Genomic DNA, 21,821 nt, shown 5'->3' on the forward strand with positions numbered 1-21,821 from the left:
GATGAAAAAGGCGCTTCTGGTGGTCAGCTTTGGTACCAGCTACCACGATACCTGCGAGAAGAATATTGTGGCGTGCGAGCGTGCGCTGGCGGAAAGCTGCCCTGACCGCGAGCTGTTTCGGGCATTCACCTCCGGGATGATCATTCGCAAGCTCAAACAGCGTGACGGCATTGAGATCGATACGCCGCTGCAGGCGCTGAAAAAGCTTGCGGCTCAGGGATATCAGGATGTGGCGATCCAGTCCCTGCACATCATCAACGGCGATGAGTACGAGAAAATCGTCCGTGAAGTGCACAGCCTGCGCCCGCTGTTTACCCGCCTGACGCTGGGGGTACCGCTACTGAGCAGCCACGACGATTACGCGCAGCTGATGCGCGCGTTGCAACAGCAGATGCCGACGCTTGGGGCAAAGGAAAAAGTGGTGTTTATGGGCCACGGTGCCAGCCATCATGCCTTTGCGGCCTATGCCTGCCTCGACCACATGATGATGGCCCAGGGCTTCCCGGCCCGCGTCGGCGCGGTGGAGAGCTATCCGGAAGTCGACATCCTGATTGAGAGTCTCGGCAAAGAAGGCGTCACCGCCGTGCATCTGATGCCGCTGATGCTGGTGGCAGGCGATCACGCCATCAACGATATGGCCTCTGACGACGAGGACTCCTGGAAGACGTTGTTTAACGCCGCCGGGATCACGGCGACGCCGTGGCTGAGCGGGCTGGGTGAAAACCCGGCGGTACGCGCAATGTTCGTCGCCCATTTACAGCAGGCGCTAAGTATGGCGCTGGAGGAGGCGGCATGAGCGGCAAACTGTACGCCCTGAGTACCGGACCGGGAGCGCCGGATCTTATCACCGTGCGTGCCTCACGGATCCTTGGTTCGCTGGATATTCTCTACGCCCCGGCGGGCCGCAAAGGCGGCGATAGCCTGGCGCTTTCTATCGTCCGGGCGTTTATCGGCGAACAGACCGAAATCCGCTGCTGCCACTTTCCCATGAGCGCCGACAGTGCTGAAAAGGAGGCGGTGTGGGATGAGGTGGCCGATGCGTTAGTGCGTGAGGTGAACGACGGGAAACAGGTTGGTTTTATCACCCTTGGCGATGCCATGCTGTTCAGCACCTGGGTGTTCTTACTTCAGCGCATTGGCAGCCCGGACTGGCTGGAGATTGTGCCCGGCGTGACGTCGTTTGCCGCGATTGCCGCGCGTTCAAAAATGCCGCTGGCGATGGAACAGCAGTCTCTGGCGGTGATTTCCTGTACCGCGCCGGAAGCGGAGATTGCGCACGCGCTGCAGCAACACGACAGCCTGGTGCTGATGAAGGTCTATGGCCGGTTTGCGCGCATCAAAGCGCTGCTGACGCAGGCCGGACTGCTGGACTGTGCACTGATGATGTCAGAGGCCACGCTCCCCGGCGAGCAGTGCTGGCGGCATCTGGATGAGGTTGCTGATGACCAGCCGTTACCCTATTTCTCGACCATTCTGGTCAACAAACAGTGGGAGTATGCGCAATGAAACTCGAACAACAGCTTAAACAGCTGTCATTAAGTGGCCTGGCGGCGGCGCTATTGCTGATGGTGGTGCCGGAGCAGGCGTTCGCGATGCATATCATGGAAGGGTTTTTACCGCCGATGTGGGCGCTGGCGTGGTGGCTGCTCTTCTTACCGTGTCTATGGTACGGGCTGGTGCGCCTGCGTCGTATCGTGCAGGAGGATAATCACCAGAAAGTTCTGCTGGCGCTGTGCGGGGCGTTTATTTTCGTGCTGTCGGCGCTGAAGATCCCATCGGTAACCGGCAGTTGCTCGCATCCGACCGGCGTGGGGCTCGCCGTGATTCTGTTCGGGCCGGGCGTCGTCGCCATTCTCGGTGCCATCGTGCTGCTGTTTCAGGCGCTGCTGCTGGCGCACGGCGGGTTAACCACGCTCGGTGCGAACGGCATGTCGATGGCGGTGATTGGGCCGGTTGTCGGGTACATGGTGTGGAAGATGGCCTGCCGTGCCGGGCTTCGCCGTGATGTCGGGGTCTTTTTGTGCGCCATGCTGGCGGATCTGGTGACCTATTTTGTCACCTCGGTCCAGCTTGGCGAGGCGTTCCCGGACCCGACGACGGGTGCTGCGGGCTCGATGGTGAAATTCATGGGCATTTTCTGCCTGACGCAAATCCCCATCGCCATCGCGGAGGGCTTGTTAACCGTCATGATTTATGACCAGTTGACCAAACGTCGGCTGATTACCGCACAAGGATACTGAGATGAAAAAGACGCTGATGCTGTTGGCGATGGTGCTCGCCCTGATCGTAATGCCATTTTTTATCGATCACGGTGGCGAATTTGGTGGCTCGGATGGTGAAGCCGAAAATCAAATCCAGGTTGTGGCACCTCATTACACGCCATGGTTCACGCCGCTCTATGAACCCGCCAGCGGCGAAATTGAAAGTCTGCTGTTTACGCTCCAGGGATCCATTGGCGCAGCGGTGATTTTCTATATTTTGGGCTACACCAAAGGCAGACAGCGCCGTGATGACCGGGCTTGACAGGCTGAGCTACCAGAGCCGCTGGGCTCAGGTTGCGCCGGAACGCAAGTTTCTGCTCTGGCTGGCGCTGATGACTCTGGCGTTTGCGCTGCCGCCGCTGGGGCAGGGGATCGTCCTGGCGTTGACGGCGGGACTGACCTGCTGGCTGCTGCGGATGACCTTCTGGCGCTGGTGTCGCTGGATGTCGCTGCCGTTTGGCTTTCTGCTGGTCGGGGTACTGACGATCCTCTTTAGCGTCACCCGTGATCCGCATACGCTGGCGGTGAGCGTTCCGGTGGGGCACTACTGGCTGGGGATAACCGCTTCCGGGCTGACCGCCGCTAACGAAACCTTCTGGCGCAGCCTTACCGCGCTGGCGGCAACCTTCTGGCTGGTGCTGAACCTGCCCTTTCCGCAGCTGATTGTGCTGCTTAAGCGGGCGCGCGTGCCGCGCCTGCTTACCGAGCAGATTCTGCTGACCTGGCGCTTTATTTTTATTCTGTTAGACGAAGCGCTGGCGATTCACCGCGCGCAGACGCTGCGTTTTGGCTATCGTAGCCTGCCAAAAAGTTATCGCTCGCTGGCGATGCTGGTCGGTTTGCTGTTTACCCGGGTGCTGATTCGCTATCAGCAGATGGCGACCACGCTGGATATTAAACTCTACCAGGGTGATTTTCCCCTGTAAGGAATCGCACCATGCTTACCACTGCCGATCTCTGGTTTCGCTATCAGGAGACGCATGTACTCAAAGGGCTGACGCTGGATTTTTCGACGCATGCCGTCACAGGGCTAGTGGGAGCTAATGGCTGCGGAAAGTCGACGTTATTTATGAACCTGAGCGGTCTGCTGAAGCCGCAGCAGGGGGCGGTGCTGTGGCAGGGGAAGCCGCTGGACTACAGCAAGCGCGGACTGCTGGCGCTCCGTCAGCAGGTCACAACGGTGTTTCAGGACCCCGATCAGCAGATCTTCTATACCGATATCGATAGCGACATCGCCTTCAGCCTGCGTAACCTGGGCGTAGCGGAAGCGGAGATTGCGCGGCGCGTCGACGATGCGCTGACGCTGGTCGACGCGCAGCGTTTTCGCCAGCAGCCGATCCAGTGCCTGAGCCATGGGCAAAAGAAGCGGGTCGCTATTGCCGGGGCGCTGGTGCTGGGGGCACGCTATCTTCTGCTGGACGAGCCCACGGCCGGGCTTGATCCTTCAGGACGCTCGCAGATGATCGAGATCATCAGGCGCATTGTGGCACAGGGGAACCACGTGGTGATCTCCAGCCATGATATTGACCTGATTTACGAAGTCAGCGATGCCGTGTACGTGCTGCGCCAGGGAGAAGTACTGGCGCACGGCGCACCGGGTGAGGTCTTCGCCCGCGGCGAACTGATGGAACGGGCCGGATTAACGCAGCCCTGGCTCGTCAAACTGCACGCGCAGCTTGGCCTGCCGTTGTGTAAAACCGAAGATGAATTTTTCAGCCGCATGCGAAAACAAAACGTAATGAAGGAGGCCTCATGACGCAGGCAATTATGTTGCAGGGCACCGCTTCTGACGTCGGCAAAAGCGTCCTGGTGGCGGGGCTGTGCCGGATTTTTTATCAGGATGGCCTGCGTACCGCGCCGTTTAAGTCGCAGAATATGGCGCTCAATTCCGGTATCACGCCGGAGGGAAAAGAGATGGGGCGCGCGCAGATTCTTCAGGCGCAGGCGGCGGGGATTACGCCGGACGTACGGATGAATCCGGTATTGTTAAAACCAACCAGCGACCGTAAAGCGCAGGTGGTGCTGATGGGGCAGGTGGCGACCGATATGGACGCGGTCAGCTACCACGAGTACAAACCGCGCCTGCGGGAGCAGATCCGCGATGTCTATAACAGCCTGGCCGGGGAGTATGACGTGCTGGTGCTGGAAGGCGCGGGCAGCCCGGCGGAGATCAACCTGCGCGATCGCGATATCGTCAACATGGGCATGGCCGAAATGGCGCAGTGCCCGGTGATCCTCGTGGCGGACATTGACAGAGGCGGCGTATTTGCCGCCATCTACGGTACGCTGGCGCTTCTGCACGACCACGAGCGGGCGCGCGTGAAAGGGGTCATCATCAATAAATTTCGTGGCGATGTTGCGCTGCTTTACTCGGGCATTGAGCAGATTGAAAACCTGACCGGCGTGCCGGTGTTGGGCGTTATGCCGTGGCTGGATGTCGATCTGGAAGATGAAGACGGCGTGGCGCTGCAAAAGGGAAAATACCTGCGAAACGCGCGGCGCGATATCGACATCGCCGTGGTGCAGGTACCGCATATCTCCAATTTCACCGATTTTAACGCCCTGGCGGCGCAGCCCGATGTTCGCGTGCGCTATGTCCGTTATCCCCAGGAGCTGGCGGGGGCTGACCTCGTGATTCTACCCGGCAGTAAAAATACGCTGGGGGATCTGGCCTGGCTGCGGGAAAGCGGTATGGCGCACGCGGTGCTCCAGTCACACCAGCAGAACGTACCCGTCATGGGCATTTGCGGCGGCTACCAGATGCTTGGCGACACCATCATCGATGAGGTGGAATCTGGTATGGGAACCCAGCCTGGGCTGGGTCTACTCCATACCGTGACCCGCTTCGCGCAGCGAAAAACCACGACGCAGGTTTCGGCGCAGATGGCGTCGGCACTCCCGGCGTGGCTTAAGTCGGCGGCGGGCATTAAGGTGCAGGGCTATGAGATTCATATGGGAGAGACCTGGCTGACAGCCGACGATTATCCGGCACTGTTTCTGGAAAAAGAGGGCGAGCGCATAGCGGACGGCGCCATCAGCGCTGACGGGCAGGTGATAGGGACGTATCTCCACGGGTTGTTCGATAACGATGCCTTCACGCGCGCGATGGTGGATGGCTTACGCCAGCGCAAAGGACTGGCGCCATTAGACGTTGCGGTAGATTACGCGGGCTACAAAGCGCAACAGTTTGATCTCTTAGCCAGCGCGATGAGAGAACACATTGATATTAAAAAGATCTATCAAATAATGCGGGAGCATCAGGAGGTGGGCGCATGATTTTAGTCACCGGAGGCGCGCGCAGCGGGAAAAGTGCGCACGTCGAACAGCTGGCGGCGCAGCAGTGCGAGCGCGTGCTGTATATCGCGACATCGGTGATTACCGATGAAGAGATGGCGCTGCGCGTTGACAAGCACCGCGCACAGCGTCCTGCGCACTGGCGAACCTGGGAAGGGTATCGCGATCTGGGCGACGTGATTCGCCATCAGGTGCAGCCGGGCGAAGGCGTGGTTCTGGAATGCGTCACCACTCTGTTGTCGAACCTGCTCTATGACGCCAGCGGCGGCGCTTCGCCGGAGACCCTCGATTTTTCCGCGCTTGAGGCGGTGCTGCAACAGCAGGTGGACGACCTGATTGCGGCCTGCCAGCAGTCGGCGGCGCCGGTTTATATTGTGACCAATGAGCTGGGCATGAGCATCACGCCCGAGAATCGGCTGGCGCGTCATTTTGTTGATATTGCCGGTCGCGCGAACCAAAGGCTGGCGCAGGCGGCGCAGGAAGTGTGGCTGGTTGTCTCGGGAATTGGAGTAAAGATTAAATGCCGTTAAAAATGTTGTGGGCGACGCTGGGATTTATTACCCGCATTCCGGTGCCGCAAAAATGGAGCGACGGCGTTGAATTTTCACAGTATGGCCGTGGCGTCCCCTGGTTCCCCGTGGTGGGCCTGATCGTTGGGGTTTTGGCCGCCTTAGGCTATCTGGCAGTGAGCCAGACCGGCGGGGGGATTTATATCGGTGCCGTCGCCTGGGTACTGGCGCTGGTGCTGCTGACCGGTGGGTTTCATCTGGACGGTCTGGCGGACACTTGTGATGGCGTGTTTTCTGCCCGCACCCGCGAACGGATGCTGGAGATTATGCGCGATAGCCGGTTGGGGACCTACGGCGGTCTGGCTATCGTATTCTGCATCCTTATCAAGGTCGCAGCGGTGATCTCCCTGGCTCACCTTCCGGTTCATACCCTGTTTGCGCTGCTGGTGTGCGCGCCGATCGTCGGGCGAACGGGAATGGTGTTGGTCATGTACCGGCAGCACTACGCGCGCGAAGGTGCAGGAATGGCAAACGCCTATCTCGGCCATATCAGCGGCAAAGAGACGCTCATCACCCTCTGCATCGGCGTGGCGCTCGTGGGGCTGCTGACGGGGATGCAGGGGCTTGTCGCCAGCGTCATCACCTGGATTGTCGTCAACGCGGTAAAGATCTTTTTAAGCCGCCGACTGAACGGGCTGACGGGGGATACCCTGGGCGCGATGGAGGAGATCGGCGAAATGGCCTTCCTTCTGGCGCTTCTGTGGGTCTGATGTATGCGTATTTTTCTGGTCCGACACGGTCAAACAACCGCTAACATCAGCGGCGTGTTTTACGGGAGCACCGATCTGTCGCTCTCGCCGCAGGGCATTGCGCAAAGCCAGCGTGTTGCCGGGTACCTGTCCGGGGTCGCGTTCGGGCAAACGCGCGTCAGCGCGCTCCAGCGTTCGCAGCAAACGGCGCGGCTTATCGTGCCGACAGCCCATGATATCCATGTTGATGCGCGTCTTAATGAGCTGGATTTTGGTGAATGGGAGATGCGGCACTTCAGCGACATCGAAAAAGAACATCCCGCGTCGTGGCAGAGCTGGATGGATGACTGGCAAAACGCCACGCCCGACGGCGGCGAGGCGTTCCCACATTTCGCCGCGCGCGTCAGGGCGGCGGCGGATGAGATGAGTCAACTACAGCAGCGCGAAGACACGCTTATTGTGGCGCATCAGGGCGTGCTGAGCCTGCTGCTGGCAACCTGGTTAGGGATGCCCGTGGCGGCAATGTGGCATTTCCCGTTCAGTCACGATGCCTACACGGTCGTTGAAAATCGGGCCGGGCATTGGGTGTTACGCGTATTTAATGGCAGAAACGTTTGGCAAACTGAGGAATGAGGGTGTGAGGATGGGGACAGTGAAGGAGCTGGCGGCGGCCATCAGACCGCTTGATAAACAGAAGATTCAGGCGGCCTCGCGGCATGTTGATGGCTTAATAAAGCCGACAAACAGCCTCGGTCGGCTGGAGAGCCTGGCTATACAGCTTTCGGGAATGTGGGGAATCGACAGGCTCGATAATCTGCAAAAAGAGATTATCGTCATGTGCGCCGACCATGGCGTATTTGATGAAGGTGTGGCCGTGACGCCGAAAGTGGTGACCTGGCTTCAGGCCGTCAATATGCAAAAGGGGGTGACCGGGGTGTGCGTGCTGGCCCGCAATAGCCAGACGTCGGTGCTGCCCGTTGACATCGGTATTGACGGTGAGCCTATCGACAATATGCTCAGCCTTAAACTCTCGCGTGGCAGCGGTAATATCGCCCAGGGGCCGGCGATGAGCCGCCAGGATGCCGAGCACCTGCTGCTGGCGAGCGCCAGCCTCGTTAAAAAACGCGCTCAGGAGGGGATCTCCGTCTTTGGCGTTGGCGAGCTGGGTATTGCCAACACGACACCGGCCTCGGCAATCATCAGCGTACTGACCGATAGCGATCCGCATGATGTGGTGGGGATTGGGGCCAATTTGCCGCAGGATCGGGTCCAACATAAGGAAACCGTTGTCCGTCAGGCGATACGCATTAACCAGCCGGATGCGCGCGATGCGGTTGATGTTCTGGCCAAAGTCGGCGGCTATGACCTGGTGGGCATGACCGGGGTGATATTGGGCGCTGGCGCATGCGGATTGCCCGTGGTGTTAGACGGTTTTCTCTCGTATGCCGCGGCCATCGCCGCCTGTCAGATTGCACCAGAGGTTAAGAGCTACTGTATTCCCTCTCATTTTTCCGCCGAAAAAGGTGCCAGACGTGCGCTGGAGCACCTTGGGCTGGCGCCCTTTATCCATCTTGACATGCGTCTTGGCGAAGGGAGCGGCGCCGCGCTGGCTATGTCTATCGTCAGTGCGGCCTGCGCAATGTACTGCGAGATGGGGCAACTGGCGCAAAGCGGCATTGAGTTGCCGGTTCCGGCGTGACGGAAAAGTAAAAACCCTGCAATAGCAGTATCGCAGGTTTTTTTGTGTACAGGAAACCCCAGCCCGGCAGGTAGCCGGAAAGCGTTCAGCTTTGGGCCAGTCATCAAAACCCCGTTAACAGGGCATTCTGGTGCTGAGGATACGACGTCGATACTGCAGTGGCGTCTGACGCATCATCTTTTTAAAGCAGGTGATGAAATAGGTCACCTCGCTAAACCCGACGGCCAGGGCAATAGTGTCAATACTCTCATCGCTGTACCGTAACAGATCGCAGCTGCTTTTTATTCGCCGGGTCAGCAAATATTCGTGGATGCTGCCCCCGGTCTGCTGGCGGAAAATGCGTGAGGTATAGCTGCGCGAAAGCCCCAGGTCGTGCGCTAGCTGGTCGAGCGAAAACTTGCTGGCATAGTGGGCTTCTATCCAGCTCATAATCCGCGAGGCGACGGTCTGCTGGCGCGGCGGGTAGGGCTGAGGTTGCTCGGGAAGAAATGTCATGAGCTGCATCACCAGAAATGCCACCTCGCAGGCCTCGGTCTGCTCGTTGCCCTCCAGGCGCTGGAACTGCTCAAGGATCCTCTCGATAAACGCCGCGTGCTCGCTGAGATCGTAGATTTGCGCGGGCAGATTGCTGGCGGCCAGCGCGGCGAACCTGGCCTGATGGCGCGGGAAGGCGCTAAGCGCACTTTCGACGACCGCTTGCTCAATGTGCATAGTGGTGCGGTGATAGGGGTTTTTATCGCTATGATCGACCTGCACTTTGTGCAAACGGAAGGGCGGGAAGATAAATAATCGCCCCGGACGGGCGGTGTAGTGCTGATTATCCACCACCACGATGCCGTAGCCGCTGGAAATGTAGAGCAATTCAACGCATTGATGCCAGTGGTAGTAAATCGCGCTGCTGGCGTACAGGCGGTTAAAAGAAATGGCCTGCCGATCGAGCGTAATGCGTTCCAGCAGCTGCGTTTCACCCATTTTACCTCCAGGACAACAGATTTAAATTTTTAGGCCATCATTTGTAATTTATCCTCCTCACGATCGATAAAATCCAGAAAAAATGAAATGGTGGTTCAATTTTGTGAGTCTGCTCACTCAGTGCCGGGAATAAAAGCAGTTACTCTTCATCCAGACGTCGCACTCGTGGCTTTAAAAAGCCTAATAACAATAAGTTATCTCTACCCTCGTGTAATGCGGGAGGACCCTGTGCAACCTGAAAATATTAATCTGGATAATCCACTGACAAGTCGTGAAGAGGTGCTACGGCTGGTTAACGATATGCTAAACGCAGTGGCGCCTTACTTTAAAAACGACGCCAGCCGCATTGATTTAGCGAACTTTACCGCTCACTACGGCCAGCAGGTCGCGAGCATGGAAACGTTTTCCCGTCTCCTGTGGGGCGTGACGCCGTTGTTGGCTGGCGGCAGTGAGCCGCAACATTTCTCCTTTTATTTACAGGCGATAAAAAACGGTACCAATCCGCAACATGCCGATTACTGGGGCGACGTCGCGCCTTACGATCAGCGAATCGTCGAGATGGCGGCCTACGGGCTGCTGCTGGCGCTGGCGGGCGATACCGTACTGGCACACTTCTCTGAGACCGAGAAAGAGAATTTATGGCGCTGGCTAAAGCAGTGCGAGACCCAGGAGATCCCCGATAACAACTGGCACTTCTTTCCGATTCTGGTGCAGGTCGGCTTCCATTATTGCGGCATGCCGGCCAACTCGCAGGTGCTGGAAAATCATTTTGCTGCCATGGAGCACTACTATCTGGGCGATGGCTGGTACGCCGATGGTCCGGGGCGGCCGCGCGACTATTACATCTCAATGGGCTTTCATTTCTATGGCCTGATTTACGCGAAGCTCATGGTCGATGTCGATCCAAAGCGTTGTGCAACGCTGCGTCACCGGGCCGCGCGTTTCTCCTCTGACTTCATCCATTTCTTCGCCGAAGACGGCGCGGCGATCCCGTTTGGCCGGAGCCTGACCTACCGCTTTGCCGAGGCGGCGTTCTGGAGTGCGGCGGCCTTCGCCGGGCTGAAGGTCTTTTCGCCCGGCGTCATAAAGGGCATCGTTCTGCGTCATCTGCGCTGGTGGCTGAAGCAGCCGATGTTCGACCGCGACGGCGTACTCAGCGTCGGTTACAGCTACCCGAACCTGGCGATGGCGGAAGACTACAACGCGCCGGGTTCGCCGTACTGGGGCCTGAAGACCCTGCTGGTGCTGGCATTAGAAGAGGGCGATGCCTTCTGGCAGGCGGCTGAGCTGCCGCTGCCGCCGTTGCCCGTCCAGCACACGATAGCCCACGCGGATCAGGTGGTGGTGCGTCAGGCCGATCACCTGTGGATGCTGACTTCCGGCCAGCTGGAGCTAAACAACTTCGTCAATACCGAAGCGAAATACTGCAAATTTGCCTATTCCACCCGCTTTGGCTTCACCATCGAACGCGGGCGCTACGGCCTGAACCACGCCGCGCCCGATTCGATGCTGCTGCTGGCCGAAAAAGATAACTACTGGCGTGGCCGCCGCGAATGCCAGCACGTGGTCACCGCAGACGGCACCATTTACAGCATCTGGCTGCCGTGGCGCGATGTGGTGATTGAGAGCTGGCTGCTGGCGCTGGGCGACTGGCAACTGCGCGTCCATCGTATCAATACCCGGCGCGCGCTGGATTGCGCGGAGGGTGGCTTTAGCCTGGCGAACCGCCCGCAGCCGCAGGTACACGAGAGCGACAACGCCTGCTGGTTACGCAATCCCCAGGATGTATCAGCCATTTTCTGTCTGCATCCGCACGCCCGCCGCGGCGAGACGGTGTTGACGCCGCCAAACAGTAATCTGTTGTTCGCCGAGCGCGCGGCGGTGCCGCTGCTGCGCGGCGAACTCGACCCCGGTAAGCATGTGTTGATAAGCGCGGTGTGGGCGGGAAATGCCGCCGACTTCGATCCGCAACGCTGTCCACAGGCCATCATTAGCGATGATGCGGTACGCTTCGTGACGGCACGACAAGAAATGACGCTCGTTCTGGCCCAGGAGGCATCGCTATGAGCACATCATCGTCCGTACGCGCCGCACAGTGCAAAATGAGTACCTTTGTTTTTCTTTACTTCTTCACCTGGTCATCCAGCTTTGGCCTGTACGCCTTATGGCTGAGCCAGAAAGTGGGCCTGGATAGCATCACCATCGGCAGCGTGTTCGCCATCAATGGCGTCTTCGCAGTGGTCCTGAAGCCGGTGTATGGCTACATCATGGACAAAATCGGCATGAGCAAGTGGCTGCTCTATTTTGTCTGCGCCATTTCTGCGCTGATGGCGCCGTTCTTTGCGCTGGTGTATCAGCCGCTGCTGCAAAGCCATGCGATGGCGGGGATTATCATCGGCGCGCTGTATCTGAGCCTGGGCTGGTACGCCGGCGTGGCGGCGTCTGAATCTTACGCCGACCGCTTTAGCCGCCTGTACGGGCTGGAGTTTGGCCGCATCAGAATGTGGGGTTCGCTGGGCTGGGCGATGGCGGCTTCGGTCTCCGGGCTGTTGTTTAACTTCACGCCGCTTGCCAACTTTCTGCTCAGCAGCGGTACCTCGGTACTGATGCTGCTGGTGCTGATTAGCCTCAAAATCGGCGATGAGCAGCTGCGCACTAACAGCGTCATCTCCGCCAATAAGATCGTTTTTGCCGATGTGTTGATGCTGCTGAAAAACCGCAAATTCTGGATGTTCAGCCTCTACGTCGCCGGGGTGGCGTGGATGATGTTTATCGCCGAACAGCAGTTCCCGCGCTACTTCGTATCGTTCTTCGCCACCAAAGAGCAGGGAAATGCCTGGTACGGCTACCTGAGCACCGTCCAGTCGGGGATGGAGTTCGTGATGATGATGTTTATCCCGTGGCTGGTGAACCACTACGGCGCTAAGCGCGGCCTGCTGTTCTGCGGCTGCGTGGTAGGAGCACGGCTGATCGCCTCCGGACTGACCAGCGACCCGATTGTTATCTCCATCATCAAACCGTTTTATGGCGTCGAGATCGCGCTGCTGCTGATATCGGTCTTCAAATACATTGCCGAACATTTCCATCGTCGGGTTAACGCCACGATGTACCTGCTGGGCTACCAGGCGATGATTTACGTTGGCTCGATTGTGGTCGCTCCGCCTGCCGGCTACCTCTACGACAGGATAGGCTTTGAGCATACCTATCTGCTGATGGGCTGCTGCGCCCTGATATTTACGCTGATTTCCGCCTTTACGCTGTCGCGCTGCCAGTCGACGCGCGATTCCTCACGCCCCTTTGCTCCGGCTTTAGAGACCGCCCCGGTTGAACCGGCCAAACATTAATTCAGGAGTTGTTATGACCAAATCTGTTATCACCGAAGCGCTGCGGCCGATCGAACTGCATCAGGTCGATCGCCTGGCGCTGAGCCAGAAGCTGGAAGCGACCTTAACCCGCGTAACGCGCAAGATCGACAACAATATTGTCGCCTTCGGCGATAAGTTCCCCGGCGAAGCCTGTGAGAATGGGGTCTGGCCGCGCACCGATAACGTGGAGTGGACCACCAGCTTTTGGCCAGGCCAGCTGTGGCTGGCCTGGGAGATGACCGGCAAAGCGCATTATCGCGAAGCTGCCGAGCGCTATTTACCGTCGTTCGCCAGGCGCATTGAGCAGCGTATCGACACCGCAACGCACGATCTCGGGTTCCTCTATTCGCTCTCCTGCATCAGCGCCTGGCGGCTCACCGGCAACGAAGCCGCTCGCCAGTCGGCGCTGCTGGCTGCCGAGCGTCTGATGGAGCGTTTTAACCCGACGGCCAACATTATTCAGGCATGGGGCGATTTAAACGACCCGGAGCAGCAGGGGCGAATGATCATCGACTGTAATATGAACCTGCCGCTGCTGTACTGGGCCAGCGAACAGACCGGCGACCCACGTTACGCGCAAGCGGCGACGGCTCACGCCGGACAGGCCGCGAACTATATCGTTCGTGAAGATGCCTCGACGTATCACACCTGGTATATGGATGTGCAGACGGGGGCGCCGCGCTTTGGTAATACCCATCAGGGCTACAGCGATACCTCGTGCTGGTCGCGCGGCCAGGCGTGGGGCATTTACGGCTTCCTGCTCAGCTATCAGCATACCGGCGATAAGCAGATGGTTGAGCTGTCACGCAGCCTGGCGCATTACTTCCTCAACCGTCTGCCGGAAGATGATGTTTGCCACTGGGATCTGGCCCTGCTCGGTACCGACGCCGTGCGCGACAGTTCAGCGGCGGCGATTGCCGCCTGCGGCCTGCTGGAGCTGGTCAAGGCGCTGCCGACGCTCGACGCAAACCGTGCGTATTATGAAGAGATGGCGCTGCGCATTGCGCAGTCGCTGACCGATAACTACCTTGCTCGTGACGATGATCCGACCGAAGGGCTGCTGCAGCACTCGGTTTATCATATGGGCAGCGGTAAGGGCGTCGATCAGTGCTGTAGCTGGGGGGACTATTTCTATCTTGAGCTGCTGGCGCGGCTGCGACAGATTTGGCATCCGTACTGGTAACCCTTAAGCCATGGAGAACAAGATGAAAAGCGTAGCCGTGCTATTAGCCCCCGGTTTTGAAGAGGGGGAAGCGATTGTCACTATCGATATCCTGCGCCGCCTGAATATTACGGTTCAGACGATTGCCTGCGGCGAGAGTCGCGAAGTGGTGAGCTATCACGCCATCTCAATGGTGGCGGATAGCACCCTGAAGGCCAGCGTTGATCAGACCTTTGACGCCGTGGTGTTACCGGGCGGCCCGGAAGGCGGCGTTAACATGAGGAAAAGCGCGGAGGCGATCGCCTTCATTCGGCGGCATGATGAAGCGGGCAAATATATCTGCCCGATTTGCTCCGCCGCCGCCCGCGTGCTGAGCGGCAACGGACTGCTCAAAGGGCGTCGCTATGTCTGTTCCGGCGATTTGTGGAAAACCGTTAGCGATGGCATGTACGTTGATGCCGACGTGGTGGAAGACGGCAATCTGCTGAGCGGCCGCGGGCTGGGTAACGTATTTGATTTCGCCTTTACCCTGGCGGCGCGATTACAGGGCGATGAGACATTGGCGCGCGAGCAGGCCAGTCATATTAATTACCCCTTATCCGGACAACTTGTTTGAAAAACCTCCGGCTATGCCGGAGGCTATTTATTTCGTTTTACAGCCCGATCACCAGCTCCCCGGAATGACTCCGCGAACAGCATAGCGCCACATGCTGATTTACCGCGCTTTTTTCCGCTTCCGACTGCACGCTATCCCGGTGATCCACCACGCCGTCAATCACCGGCGTCAGGCAGGCGCCGCAGATCCCCATTTCGCAGGACAGCGGCACGTCCACGCCGTTTGCCTGTAACACCTGGGCGATAGTTTTATCCGCTGGCACCGGCCAGCGCTCGCCGGTGGAGGCCAGTTTGACCGTAAAAATCTCACCCGTTTCACCGCAGGAGAGAGGGGCAACAGGCTGGAACGCCTCGCTGTGAAGTTGGGCGTCCTCCCAACCCTTCGCCGTCGCGACCTCCCGCACTTTTTCCATGAATCCTGCCGGACCGCAGATCCATGCGTGAAGTCCCGCCTCAGCCGCCGGGAGATGCTCTGCCAGCGCTGTGCGCGGGCTGGCGGTATGAATGATGCACTCAGCAAACGGCGAGAGTTCGCGCGCAAACGCCGCGCTTTCGCGGTTTCTGACGTAATAGTGCAGCGTAAACGGTGTTCCGGCCGCCTTCAGCTGCAGGGCCATCGCATACAGCGGCGTAATGCCAATGCCCGCCGCCAGCAGCAAAACCCGTTCTGCCGGAAGAAGCGGAAACAGGTTGCGTGGGGCAGAGACCAATAATTTCTGTCCGGGACGCAGCGTATCGTGCACATAGCGCGACCCGCCGCGCGAAGCGGTTTCCCGGCCTACGCAGATAAGATAGCTCTCGTCCTGACATGACCCGGTCAGGGAATACTGGCGCACCACCCCGCAGGGCAGGTGCACGTCTATGTGCGCCCCCGGCTGCCATTCCGGCAGCGCTTCACCGTTTTCAGCGATCAGCCGGACGGCGAGGCTTTTATCCCCTTCACGCCATATCCCGTCAACAATCACGCTCAACATATCGGCCTCCATCAGACCAGGAAAAACTCGCCAAAACCCATTTTTTTCAGTCCCCGGCGGTAGGCAATCGAGCTTTTATCCGCCGGAATATGGGCTTCAAGGGTCAGGTCCAGCGGCAGGCTTTCCGGGCGCTGGGTTTCGACCATCAGACGATCCTCTTCAAAAATGCGCAGATTGAAGGCATGCACATCTTCCACCGGAATATGCAGGTCAAAATTACGCGCGATAGGGGCGAACATGCGGGTGACGCGTGATGACACGGGCGACGCGGCATTCATGATCACCAGCCTCGATTCTCCCGGAAAATGAATCGTCAGGGTGGCGGTAAACGGCAGATGCATTTCAAAATGGCGTAGCCACTGAAACCCTTCCGGCGCCTGCACGTCCGAGCTGGCGGGATAGTTACTCACAGAACTCCAGTAATCCGCCACGAAGCCGAACGGCGTCTCCTGCGGCTGATAGGTGGGTACAAGCTGATTATTGGGATCGGCAAAGGTATCGGTGTGGATCCACGCAAAGTGCGCCACGTCCAGAAAGCCCTCCACCTGGCGACCGGCGAAACCGTTCACCTCAAATGCCGGGCAGTTGATCTGCTGAAATCCGTCGTCATCCCAGTGCGGCATGGTGGGCAGCGGCGCAGGATTGTCCGGGTCAAACGCCAGGCAGGTCCAGATCAACCCAAAGCGCTCCTCCACGGCGTAGTTAATCAGGTTCAGCTTCGCCGGAACGGGTTGGTCCGGGCTTGACGGAATGCGGTTACAGCGCCCGTCTTCCCCAAAGCGTAAACCGTGGTAAGGGCAGATGATCCCGTGCTCGTCGTGAAAGCCGAGCGTCAGCGGTACGCCACGGTGAGGACAAACGTCACGGGCGACCACGACCCGATCGTGGATCCGGTAAATCACCAGCTGTTCATCGAGCAGGGTCGCTTTGACCGGTGCCGGGCCGACGTCGTAGGCTCGGGCGACCGGATGCCAGCATTTCGCCAGGCGCAGCCAGTCCTCTGGCTCAAAGGTACAATGGGCGGGTGGAGTCGGTTCTCTTTTCATCGTTATCCCTCTTGTGTTCAGCCTAATGGTCCGCCCTGAATGGTGTCGCACAGACCCTTGATGATGCGCTCTCCGGTCTCCTCTTTGAGCTCCTGATACCAGGCCTGCGTCAGCGCCATATCTTTCCCGTGGGTGACGTCGCAGCGTTTGCGGGCTTTTAGCACCAGGTCACGAACCCGGTCGCAGCGCAGCGCTTCGTACTGTCTCAGTGCCAGCATGATGTTATGGTTTTCACGCAGACAGTCCCCGAGCACCACCGCATCCTCCATGGCGGCGCAACCGCCCTGGCCGATATCCGGCGTGGTGCTGTGCCCGGCATCGCCGAGCAGCGCCACCTTGCCGCGTACCAGGCTGTCGAACGGTTCGATATCGTGAATTTCGATGCGGTTGGTCGTTTCAGGATCCAGCGCCGCGATGAGCTTCTGCACCGGCGGCGCCCAGCCGCGGAAGTAACCGGTGAGATCGGCCCGCACCGTCGTGCGATCTTCTGCCAGCCCGAGGGGAAGCGGAACATCAAAAAAGAAGTAGAAACGACCGCCGGAGACGGGCATCAGCGACACGCGTTTGCCTTCGCCCACGAAGGTTGTCCACTGGTGAGCGGGAGCTATCTCTTCATCAATCTTCACCAGCCCGTTCCAGTTAACGTAGCCCGCATAGCGGCGCTCGGGCGTATATCCCAGCACGTACGGACGAACCGCCGAGTGGCTGCCGTCGGCGGCAATCAGGAAATCCCCGGTTGCGGTAGTGCCATCGGTGAAGGTCACCGTGACGCCAGCGTCATCTTCACTGACATGTTCGACGCGCTTGCCAAACTGAACCTTGTCGCGCCCCCAGAAGTCCAGCATTTCGCGTTGAAGTTCCGTACGCGAGACGGGGCAGGGACGCCCTCCGGTACGCTCAACCAGCGGGGCAAGGCTAAAGCGGGTCAGGGTCTCGCCGCGTCGGTAATCCTTGTAGGCCATAAAACGCATCGGACCGCCGTAAGTCTCGATGATGTCGCCCATGCCGAGGTGCTGCATACATTTCACCCCATTAGGCCAGATGGAGATGGCCGCCCCGACGGGCCTGATCTCTTTTACGGCTTCAAACACGGTACAGTCGATGCCCGCTTTCTTCAGCGCGACGGCGGCGCTCAGGCCGCCAATACCCGCGCCAATGACGATTGCTCTCATGCTTCTCTCCTTTTGCAGGGTGTAATGAGAGTGAGCAATTTGCGTACCAGGCTGCAGAGCGGCGAAAAGGGCATTGTGAGAGGTGACGTTGCACTGCTAAGGTGCGCTGGCGCGGTAAAAGTGGCGCGATTTGTGCAACAGCCAGAAGGATTGTGATAAAGGAGCCACTATGATCGCACTGCACGACTTCAATCATCTTCCTGACAAAGATGCACTTGCGCTGCTACGCCCCTGCGTAGCCATTCCTGCCTGGGCCGAGGCGCTGGTTCGCGGTCGGCCTTACCCGAGCCGGGAGGCATTATTCAACGCGGCCACGGCACAGGCGCAAACCTGGGATGATGCGGCGTTAGCGCAAGCCCTGAGCGCGCATCCGCGCATCGGGGAAAAACTAACCGGTTCACAGGCCGAAGCGGCGCTATCCCGTCAGGAGCAGGGGGCGGTGAATGACCGCGACGCAGCCCTGGCGCAGGCATTGCGCGAAGGTAATGCCCGTTATGAAGCCCGTTTCGGACGCGTATTTCTGATCCGCGCCAAAGGCCGCAGCGGAGAGGACATTTTACAGGCGCTGCACGCGCGGCTGGAGAACAGCGATGCGCAGGAAGTCCGTGTCGCGCTGGAACAGCTGCGGGAAATCACGCTACTACGGCTGGAAGGAGTCATAAACGAATGAGCACCTTAAGTACGCATATTCTGGATATTTCGACGGGAAAACCGGCACAGGGGGTGACGGTTTATCTGCAACAGGAAGGAAAAACGCTGGCTACGGACGTGACCAACGCGCAGGGGCGCATTACCACGTTCGTTCCCTTTCTGCCCGCAGGCCGCTATCGGCTGGTGGCGGAGATCGGTGAATGGTTTCGCGAAACTGGCCGCGACACCCTCTATCCCTGCGCGCAAATTGATTTTGTGACGGGAGGAACGGCAGAGGAGCACTTCCATCTGCCGTTTGTGATTGCGCCTGGTGGGTGGTCAACCTACCGGGGCAGTTGACCAGACCCGCTCGCCGTTGACCCAGGTCTCGCTGATATTGCGCTCGTCGCCCAGAGTCATCAGCACGAAAAGCTGCTCGTAGATATCTTTGCAGCGACGATTGCGCAGGCGTTGTAACGGCGTCACGTCAGGGTCGATCACGATGAAATCGGCTTCTTTACCCGGTGTGAAGTTGCCAATTTTGTCGTCCAGCCTGAGCGCGTGCGCGCCACCCAGCGTGGCGTGATAAAACGCTTCGCTGGCGCGCAGGCGGTAGCTCTGCAATTGACCGACTTTGTAGGCTTCCCCCAAGGTGCGCAGCATGCTGAAGGTGGTGCCTGCGCCGACGTCAGTGCCGATGCCCATCCGCACCTTGTGCTGCCAACAGGCGGGCAGGCGAAACAGCCCGCTACCGAGAAACAGATTGGAGGTGGGGCAAAATGCGACAGCGGAGCCGGTATCATGCAGGCAGCGCCATTCGCTCTCATGCAGATGGATCCCGTGGGCAAACACGCTGCGCTCGCCGGTCAGGCCGTAGTGGTGATACACGTCCAGATAACGTTCGTGCTCTGGCCAGAGATCGCTCACCCAGGCTACTTCATTCGGGTTTTCGCTCAGATGGGTCTGCATCCACGTATCCGGAAACTCTTCTCTGAGTAAACTCACCGCCGCGAGCAGCTCGGGTGAAGACGTCGGTGCAAAACGCGGGGTAATGGCATACCCCAACCGTCCCCGGTGGTGCCAGCGCTGGATCAGCTCCCGCGTCTGCCGGTAGCTCTGTTTCGCGTCTTCGCTGAGATAGTCCGGGGTGTTCCTGTCCATCATCACCTTGCCGGCGATAAGGCGCATGTTGAGGCGCAGGGCTTCGGTAAACAGCGCCTCGACCGATTCGGGATGCAGCGTACAAAACACCAGCGCGGTAGTGGTGCCATGGCTCACCAGCTGGTTAATGAAAAATTCGGCAATCTCTTTCGCATACACCTCATCGGAAAACTGGCTCTCCACCGGGAACGTATAGGTGGTCAGCCACTCCAGTAGCTGCTCGCCAAACGCACCGATCATCTCCGTTTGCGGATAATGGACGTGGGTATCGACAAAACCGGGCATCAGCAGTTTGCCGCGCAGGTCGGTGTAGCCTTTGCGAGGATCAAGATACTGCTCGCCATCCTGCCACGCCATTTGCGCCTGAATTTTACCGTTCTGTATGAACAGCAGTCCGTCCTCAAGATAGCGTGCGTGTTGGGCGATAGCGTCTGCACTGTCGCAGACCTGGGCAATATCAAAAAATGCACCGCGGATCGCTGTCTGGTATTCCATCATGGTTCCTGCCTTTATGTTTGCGTAGCGGAGTCATGAGAATGAGCAAAAAGGGTGCCAGCTTGAGGAAGGCCGCAGGAAACCTGCGGCCAGAAGGAAGGGTTACTCTTTTTGCGTCGCCACGCGGGAGTTAAATTGCGGGGCAGCAGCCACTTCGCGCTCTTCCCGCGCGAGCCAGCGGTAGGTCACGCCACCGAGGAAGACGCCGATAAACCAGCTAAAGTTCGCCACTTCGTGCAGGGCCGGGATGAAGCTTATCACCAGCCCTATGCCAACGGACGGAAGCAGCGCAGCGATGGCTTTCGGGTTAAAGCCGTTGCGATACCAGTATTTGCCTTTTGGCGTGTCGTCAAACAGATCGTCCACAGAGACTTTCCCGCGCTTAATCAGGTAGAAGTCCGCAATCAGAATACCGAACAGTGGGCCGATAAACGCCCCGAGCACGTCCAGGGTGTAGTGGATAAGCTCCGGAGAGTTGAACAGGTTCCACGGAGTGAGCAGAATCGAACCAACGGCGGCAATCATCCCTCCGGTGCGGAAGCTGATTTTCTGCGGCGAGCAGTTAGAGAAATCAAACGCCGGGGAGACAAAGTTCGCCACGATGTTGATCCCGATGGTGGCGGTGATCATCGTCAGCAGACCAATTGCCACGGCCAGATCGTTGCCCACGCGGCTGACGGTTTCAATTGGGTCGGTGATCATGCGGCCAAACAGCGACTGGGTGCCGGAGACAATCACCACGGTAACGATGGAGAACAGCAGGAAGTTAAACGGCAGTCCCCAGCGGTTTCCACGGCGAATTTCACCCATGCTTTTGCCGTAACGCGAGAAATCACCAAAGTTGAGCAGCGGGCCGGAGAAGTAAGAGACCACCAGCGCGGTCGCCGTGATCATCTGCCAGGTCTGCTCGCCCGCGCTCAGGGATTTGCTGGCAAGGGTAAAGGAGATCCCGTCGAACCCGGTCTTGTATACAATCCAGCCCGCCAACGCCAGCATCACCACGTACACCGCCGGACCGGCGATATCAATAAAGCGCTTGATGGCGCTCATGCCGTGCCAGAAGACCATCGCCTGCAATACCCACATAATGGCAAAGCAGATCCAACCCAGGTGCGACAACCCGAGGAAAGAGTCGGCGGTGAGCGAAGAGAGCGATGGCCAGAACTTCAGCGCCACCAGCATCAGGGCGTTGGCGGCCAGATAGGTCTGAATGCCGTACCACGCGAAGGCGATAAGCCCGCGGATCACCGCCGGAATGTTCGCCCCGAAGACGCCAAACGCCTGACGGCTGATCACCGCATAGGGCACACCCGCCATCTGGCTCGGTTTGGCCACCAGGTTGGCACACAGCTGCACGATGCAAATCCCCACCAGCAGGCAGAGCAACACCTGCCAGCTTGCCAGGCCGAGCGTAAAGAAGCTCGCGGCGACAACATAGCCCCCCATGCTGTGAACGTCCGACATCCAGAAAGAAAAGATGTTGTACCAGCTCCAGTTCTGGTCACGCGTCGGTGCCAGATCCTCATTGCAAAGCCGTGGGCTGTAAACCGCACCGGAATCAGCGGCCGTACCTTGCTGCGTATTTTGTCTGTTTGGCATGAAACCTGCTCCTGTGAATGAAAACCCGTTAAGTGGGAGTGCAACGGGTGTTGCAGGATCCAGGCCAAAATAATAAATCTTGTATGCAATATTTTATTTTTATGTATACGATTCGATA

General features: G+C 58.6%; 23 protein-coding genes. 17 read left to right on the forward strand and 6 right to left on the reverse strand.

Translation table 11 applies throughout. From position 1 onward, the window contains the following. Position 1 precedes the first annotated feature (1 nt). The 11 genes from cbiK to cobT are packed head-to-tail and all read left to right on the forward strand — an operon-like array spanning position 2 to position 8,512. Positions 2 to 796, forward strand: a complete 795-nt coding sequence (cbiK, locus tag ACJ9Y9_RS08220) for a sirohydrochlorin cobaltochelatase (RefSeq protein WP_028019170.1) — start codon at positions 2 to 4, stop codon at positions 794 to 796. Then, entirely contained in the window at positions 793 to 1,506 is a 714-nt protein-coding gene (locus tag ACJ9Y9_RS08225) for a cobalt-factor II C(20)-methyltransferase (protein ID WP_028019169.1), read from the forward strand. The genes cbiK and ACJ9Y9_RS08225 overlap by 4 nt, the downstream gene beginning before the upstream one ends. Next, a complete protein-coding gene (gene cbiM / locus ACJ9Y9_RS08230; RefSeq protein ID WP_028019168.1) occupies positions 1,503 to 2,240 on the forward strand; it encodes a cobalt ECF transporter S component CbiM in 738 nt (245 codons plus the stop codon). The genes ACJ9Y9_RS08225 and cbiM overlap by 4 nt, the downstream gene beginning before the upstream one ends. Position 2,241: 1 nt before the next feature. Continuing rightward, positions 2,242 to 2,523, forward strand: a complete 282-nt coding sequence (locus ACJ9Y9_RS08235; RefSeq protein WP_028019167.1) for an energy-coupling factor ABC transporter substrate-binding protein — start codon at positions 2,242 to 2,244, stop codon at positions 2,521 to 2,523. After that, complete coding sequence (locus ACJ9Y9_RS08240) at positions 2,510 to 3,187, forward strand: energy-coupling factor ABC transporter transmembrane protein (RefSeq protein WP_028019166.1); 678 nt, start codon at positions 2,510 to 2,512, stop codon at positions 3,185 to 3,187. Before ACJ9Y9_RS08235 ends, ACJ9Y9_RS08240 begins: the two co-directional genes overlap by 14 nt. A gap of 11 nt (positions 3,188 to 3,198) precedes the next feature. Continuing rightward, on the forward strand, positions 3,199 to 4,017 hold the full coding sequence (locus ACJ9Y9_RS08245; RefSeq protein WP_028019165.1) for an energy-coupling factor ABC transporter ATP-binding protein: 819 nt from the start codon (positions 3,199 to 3,201) through the stop codon (positions 4,015 to 4,017). Further along, entirely contained in the window at positions 4,014 to 5,537 is a 1,524-nt protein-coding gene (locus ACJ9Y9_RS08250) for a cobyric acid synthase (protein ID WP_028019164.1), read from the forward strand. Before ACJ9Y9_RS08245 ends, ACJ9Y9_RS08250 begins: the two co-directional genes overlap by 4 nt. Then, entirely contained in the window at positions 5,534 to 6,085 is a 552-nt protein-coding gene (cobU, locus tag ACJ9Y9_RS08255; protein WP_024908230.1) for a bifunctional adenosylcobinamide kinase/adenosylcobinamide-phosphate guanylyltransferase, read from the forward strand. The genes ACJ9Y9_RS08250 and cobU overlap by 4 nt, the downstream gene beginning before the upstream one ends. Next, positions 6,076 to 6,834: an adenosylcobinamide-GDP ribazoletransferase gene (cobS, locus tag ACJ9Y9_RS08260; RefSeq protein WP_028019163.1), complete on the forward strand. Its 759-nt coding sequence runs from the start codon at positions 6,076 to 6,078 to the stop codon at positions 6,832 to 6,834. The genes cobU and cobS overlap by 10 nt, the downstream gene beginning before the upstream one ends. Positions 6,835 to 6,837: 3 nt before the next feature. Beyond that, entirely contained in the window at positions 6,838 to 7,446 is a 609-nt protein-coding gene (gene cobC / locus ACJ9Y9_RS08265; protein ID WP_028019162.1) for an alpha-ribazole phosphatase, read from the forward strand. Positions 7,447 to 7,456: 10 nt separating this feature from the next. Then, positions 7,457 to 8,512, forward strand: coding sequence for a nicotinate-nucleotide--dimethylbenzimidazole phosphoribosyltransferase (gene cobT, locus ACJ9Y9_RS08270; RefSeq protein ID WP_028019161.1), 1,056 nt, complete (start codon positions 7,457 to 7,459; stop codon positions 8,510 to 8,512). Between the two features lie 114 nt (positions 8,513 to 8,626). Here the strand turns inward: cobT and ACJ9Y9_RS08275 are convergent, their stop codons facing one another. Continuing rightward, on the reverse strand, positions 8,627 to 9,484 hold the full coding sequence (locus ACJ9Y9_RS08275) for an AraC family transcriptional regulator (RefSeq protein ID WP_028019160.1): 858 nt from the start codon (positions 9,482 to 9,484) through the stop codon (positions 8,627 to 8,629). Positions 9,485 to 9,712: 228 nt separating this feature from the next. On the opposite strand from ACJ9Y9_RS08275, the gene ACJ9Y9_RS08280 reads away from it, so the two are divergent. From ACJ9Y9_RS08280 to ACJ9Y9_RS08295, 4 genes are read left to right on the forward strand one after another with little or no spacing between them, the layout of a single operon-like run. After that, entirely contained in the window at positions 9,713 to 11,551 is a 1,839-nt protein-coding gene (locus tag ACJ9Y9_RS08280) for a DUF2264 domain-containing protein (RefSeq protein WP_028019159.1), read from the forward strand. Further along, positions 11,548 to 12,828: an oligosaccharide MFS transporter gene (locus tag ACJ9Y9_RS08285; protein ID WP_028019158.1), complete on the forward strand. Its 1,281-nt coding sequence runs from the start codon at positions 11,548 to 11,550 to the stop codon at positions 12,826 to 12,828. The genes ACJ9Y9_RS08280 and ACJ9Y9_RS08285 overlap by 4 nt, the downstream gene beginning before the upstream one ends. A gap of 13 nt (positions 12,829 to 12,841) precedes the next feature. Then, positions 12,842 to 14,032, forward strand: coding sequence for a glycoside hydrolase family 88 protein (locus ACJ9Y9_RS08290; RefSeq protein WP_028019157.1), 1,191 nt, complete (start codon positions 12,842 to 12,844; stop codon positions 14,030 to 14,032). Positions 14,033 to 14,054: 22 nt separating this feature from the next. Beyond that, positions 14,055 to 14,627: a DJ-1/PfpI family protein gene (locus ACJ9Y9_RS08295; RefSeq protein WP_028019156.1), complete on the forward strand. Its 573-nt coding sequence runs from the start codon at positions 14,055 to 14,057 to the stop codon at positions 14,625 to 14,627. A 37-nt stretch (positions 14,628 to 14,664) separates the two neighbouring features. Here ACJ9Y9_RS08295 and ACJ9Y9_RS08300 read toward each other — a convergent pair whose 3' ends face one another. Genes ACJ9Y9_RS08300 through hpxO form a run of 3 tightly spaced genes read right to left on the reverse strand, consistent with a single transcriptional unit; the run spans position 14,665 to position 17,818 of the window. After that, complete coding sequence (locus ACJ9Y9_RS08300) at positions 14,665 to 15,600, reverse strand: PDR/VanB family oxidoreductase (RefSeq protein ID WP_028019155.1); 936 nt, start codon at positions 15,598 to 15,600, stop codon at positions 14,665 to 14,667. An 11-nt stretch (positions 15,601 to 15,611) separates the two neighbouring features. Then, positions 15,612 to 16,646, reverse strand: a complete 1,035-nt coding sequence (gene hpxD, locus ACJ9Y9_RS08305; protein ID WP_028019154.1) for a molybdenum cofactor-independent xanthine hydroxylase subunit HpxD — start codon at positions 16,644 to 16,646, stop codon at positions 15,612 to 15,614. 17 nt (positions 16,647 to 16,663) lie between these two features. Next, positions 16,664 to 17,818, reverse strand: a complete 1,155-nt coding sequence (hpxO, locus tag ACJ9Y9_RS08310) for an FAD-dependent urate hydroxylase HpxO (RefSeq protein WP_028019153.1) — start codon at positions 17,816 to 17,818, stop codon at positions 16,664 to 16,666. 169 nt (positions 17,819 to 17,987) lie between these two features. Here hpxO and uraD point away from each other — a divergent pair, with 169 nt between their 5' ends. Together uraD and uraH are read left to right on the forward strand one after the other, a co-directional pair. Continuing rightward, positions 17,988 to 18,488, forward strand: coding sequence for a 2-oxo-4-hydroxy-4-carboxy-5-ureidoimidazoline decarboxylase (gene uraD / locus ACJ9Y9_RS08315; RefSeq protein ID WP_028019152.1), 501 nt, complete (start codon positions 17,988 to 17,990; stop codon positions 18,486 to 18,488). Then, positions 18,485 to 18,808 carry a hydroxyisourate hydrolase gene (gene uraH / locus ACJ9Y9_RS08320; protein WP_028019151.1) on the forward strand — a complete coding sequence of 108 codons (324 nt, stop codon included), beginning with the start codon at positions 18,485 to 18,487 and terminating at the stop codon, positions 18,806 to 18,808. The genes uraD and uraH overlap by 4 nt, the downstream gene beginning before the upstream one ends. Here uraH and guaD read toward each other — a convergent pair. Then, positions 18,788 to 20,104 (reverse strand): guanine deaminase, encoded by a 1,317-nt coding sequence (gene guaD / locus ACJ9Y9_RS08325; RefSeq protein WP_028019150.1) that lies wholly within the window; start codon positions 20,102 to 20,104, stop codon positions 18,788 to 18,790. The two genes, uraH and guaD, sit on opposite strands and share 21 nt — an antisense overlap. A gap of 102 nt (positions 20,105 to 20,206) precedes the next feature. Further along, a complete protein-coding gene (locus ACJ9Y9_RS08330; protein ID WP_028019149.1) occupies positions 20,207 to 21,703 on the reverse strand; it encodes an NCS1 family nucleobase:cation symporter-1 in 1,497 nt (498 codons plus the stop codon). Between the last annotated feature and the right edge of the window lie 118 nt (positions 21,704 to 21,821).

Origin of the sequence: Enterobacter sp. CPE_E1241, from assembly GCF_045618265.1 — a bacterium.
GTDB classification, from domain to species: domain Bacteria; phylum Pseudomonadota; class Gammaproteobacteria; order Enterobacterales; family Enterobacteriaceae; genus Enterobacter; species Enterobacter adelaidei.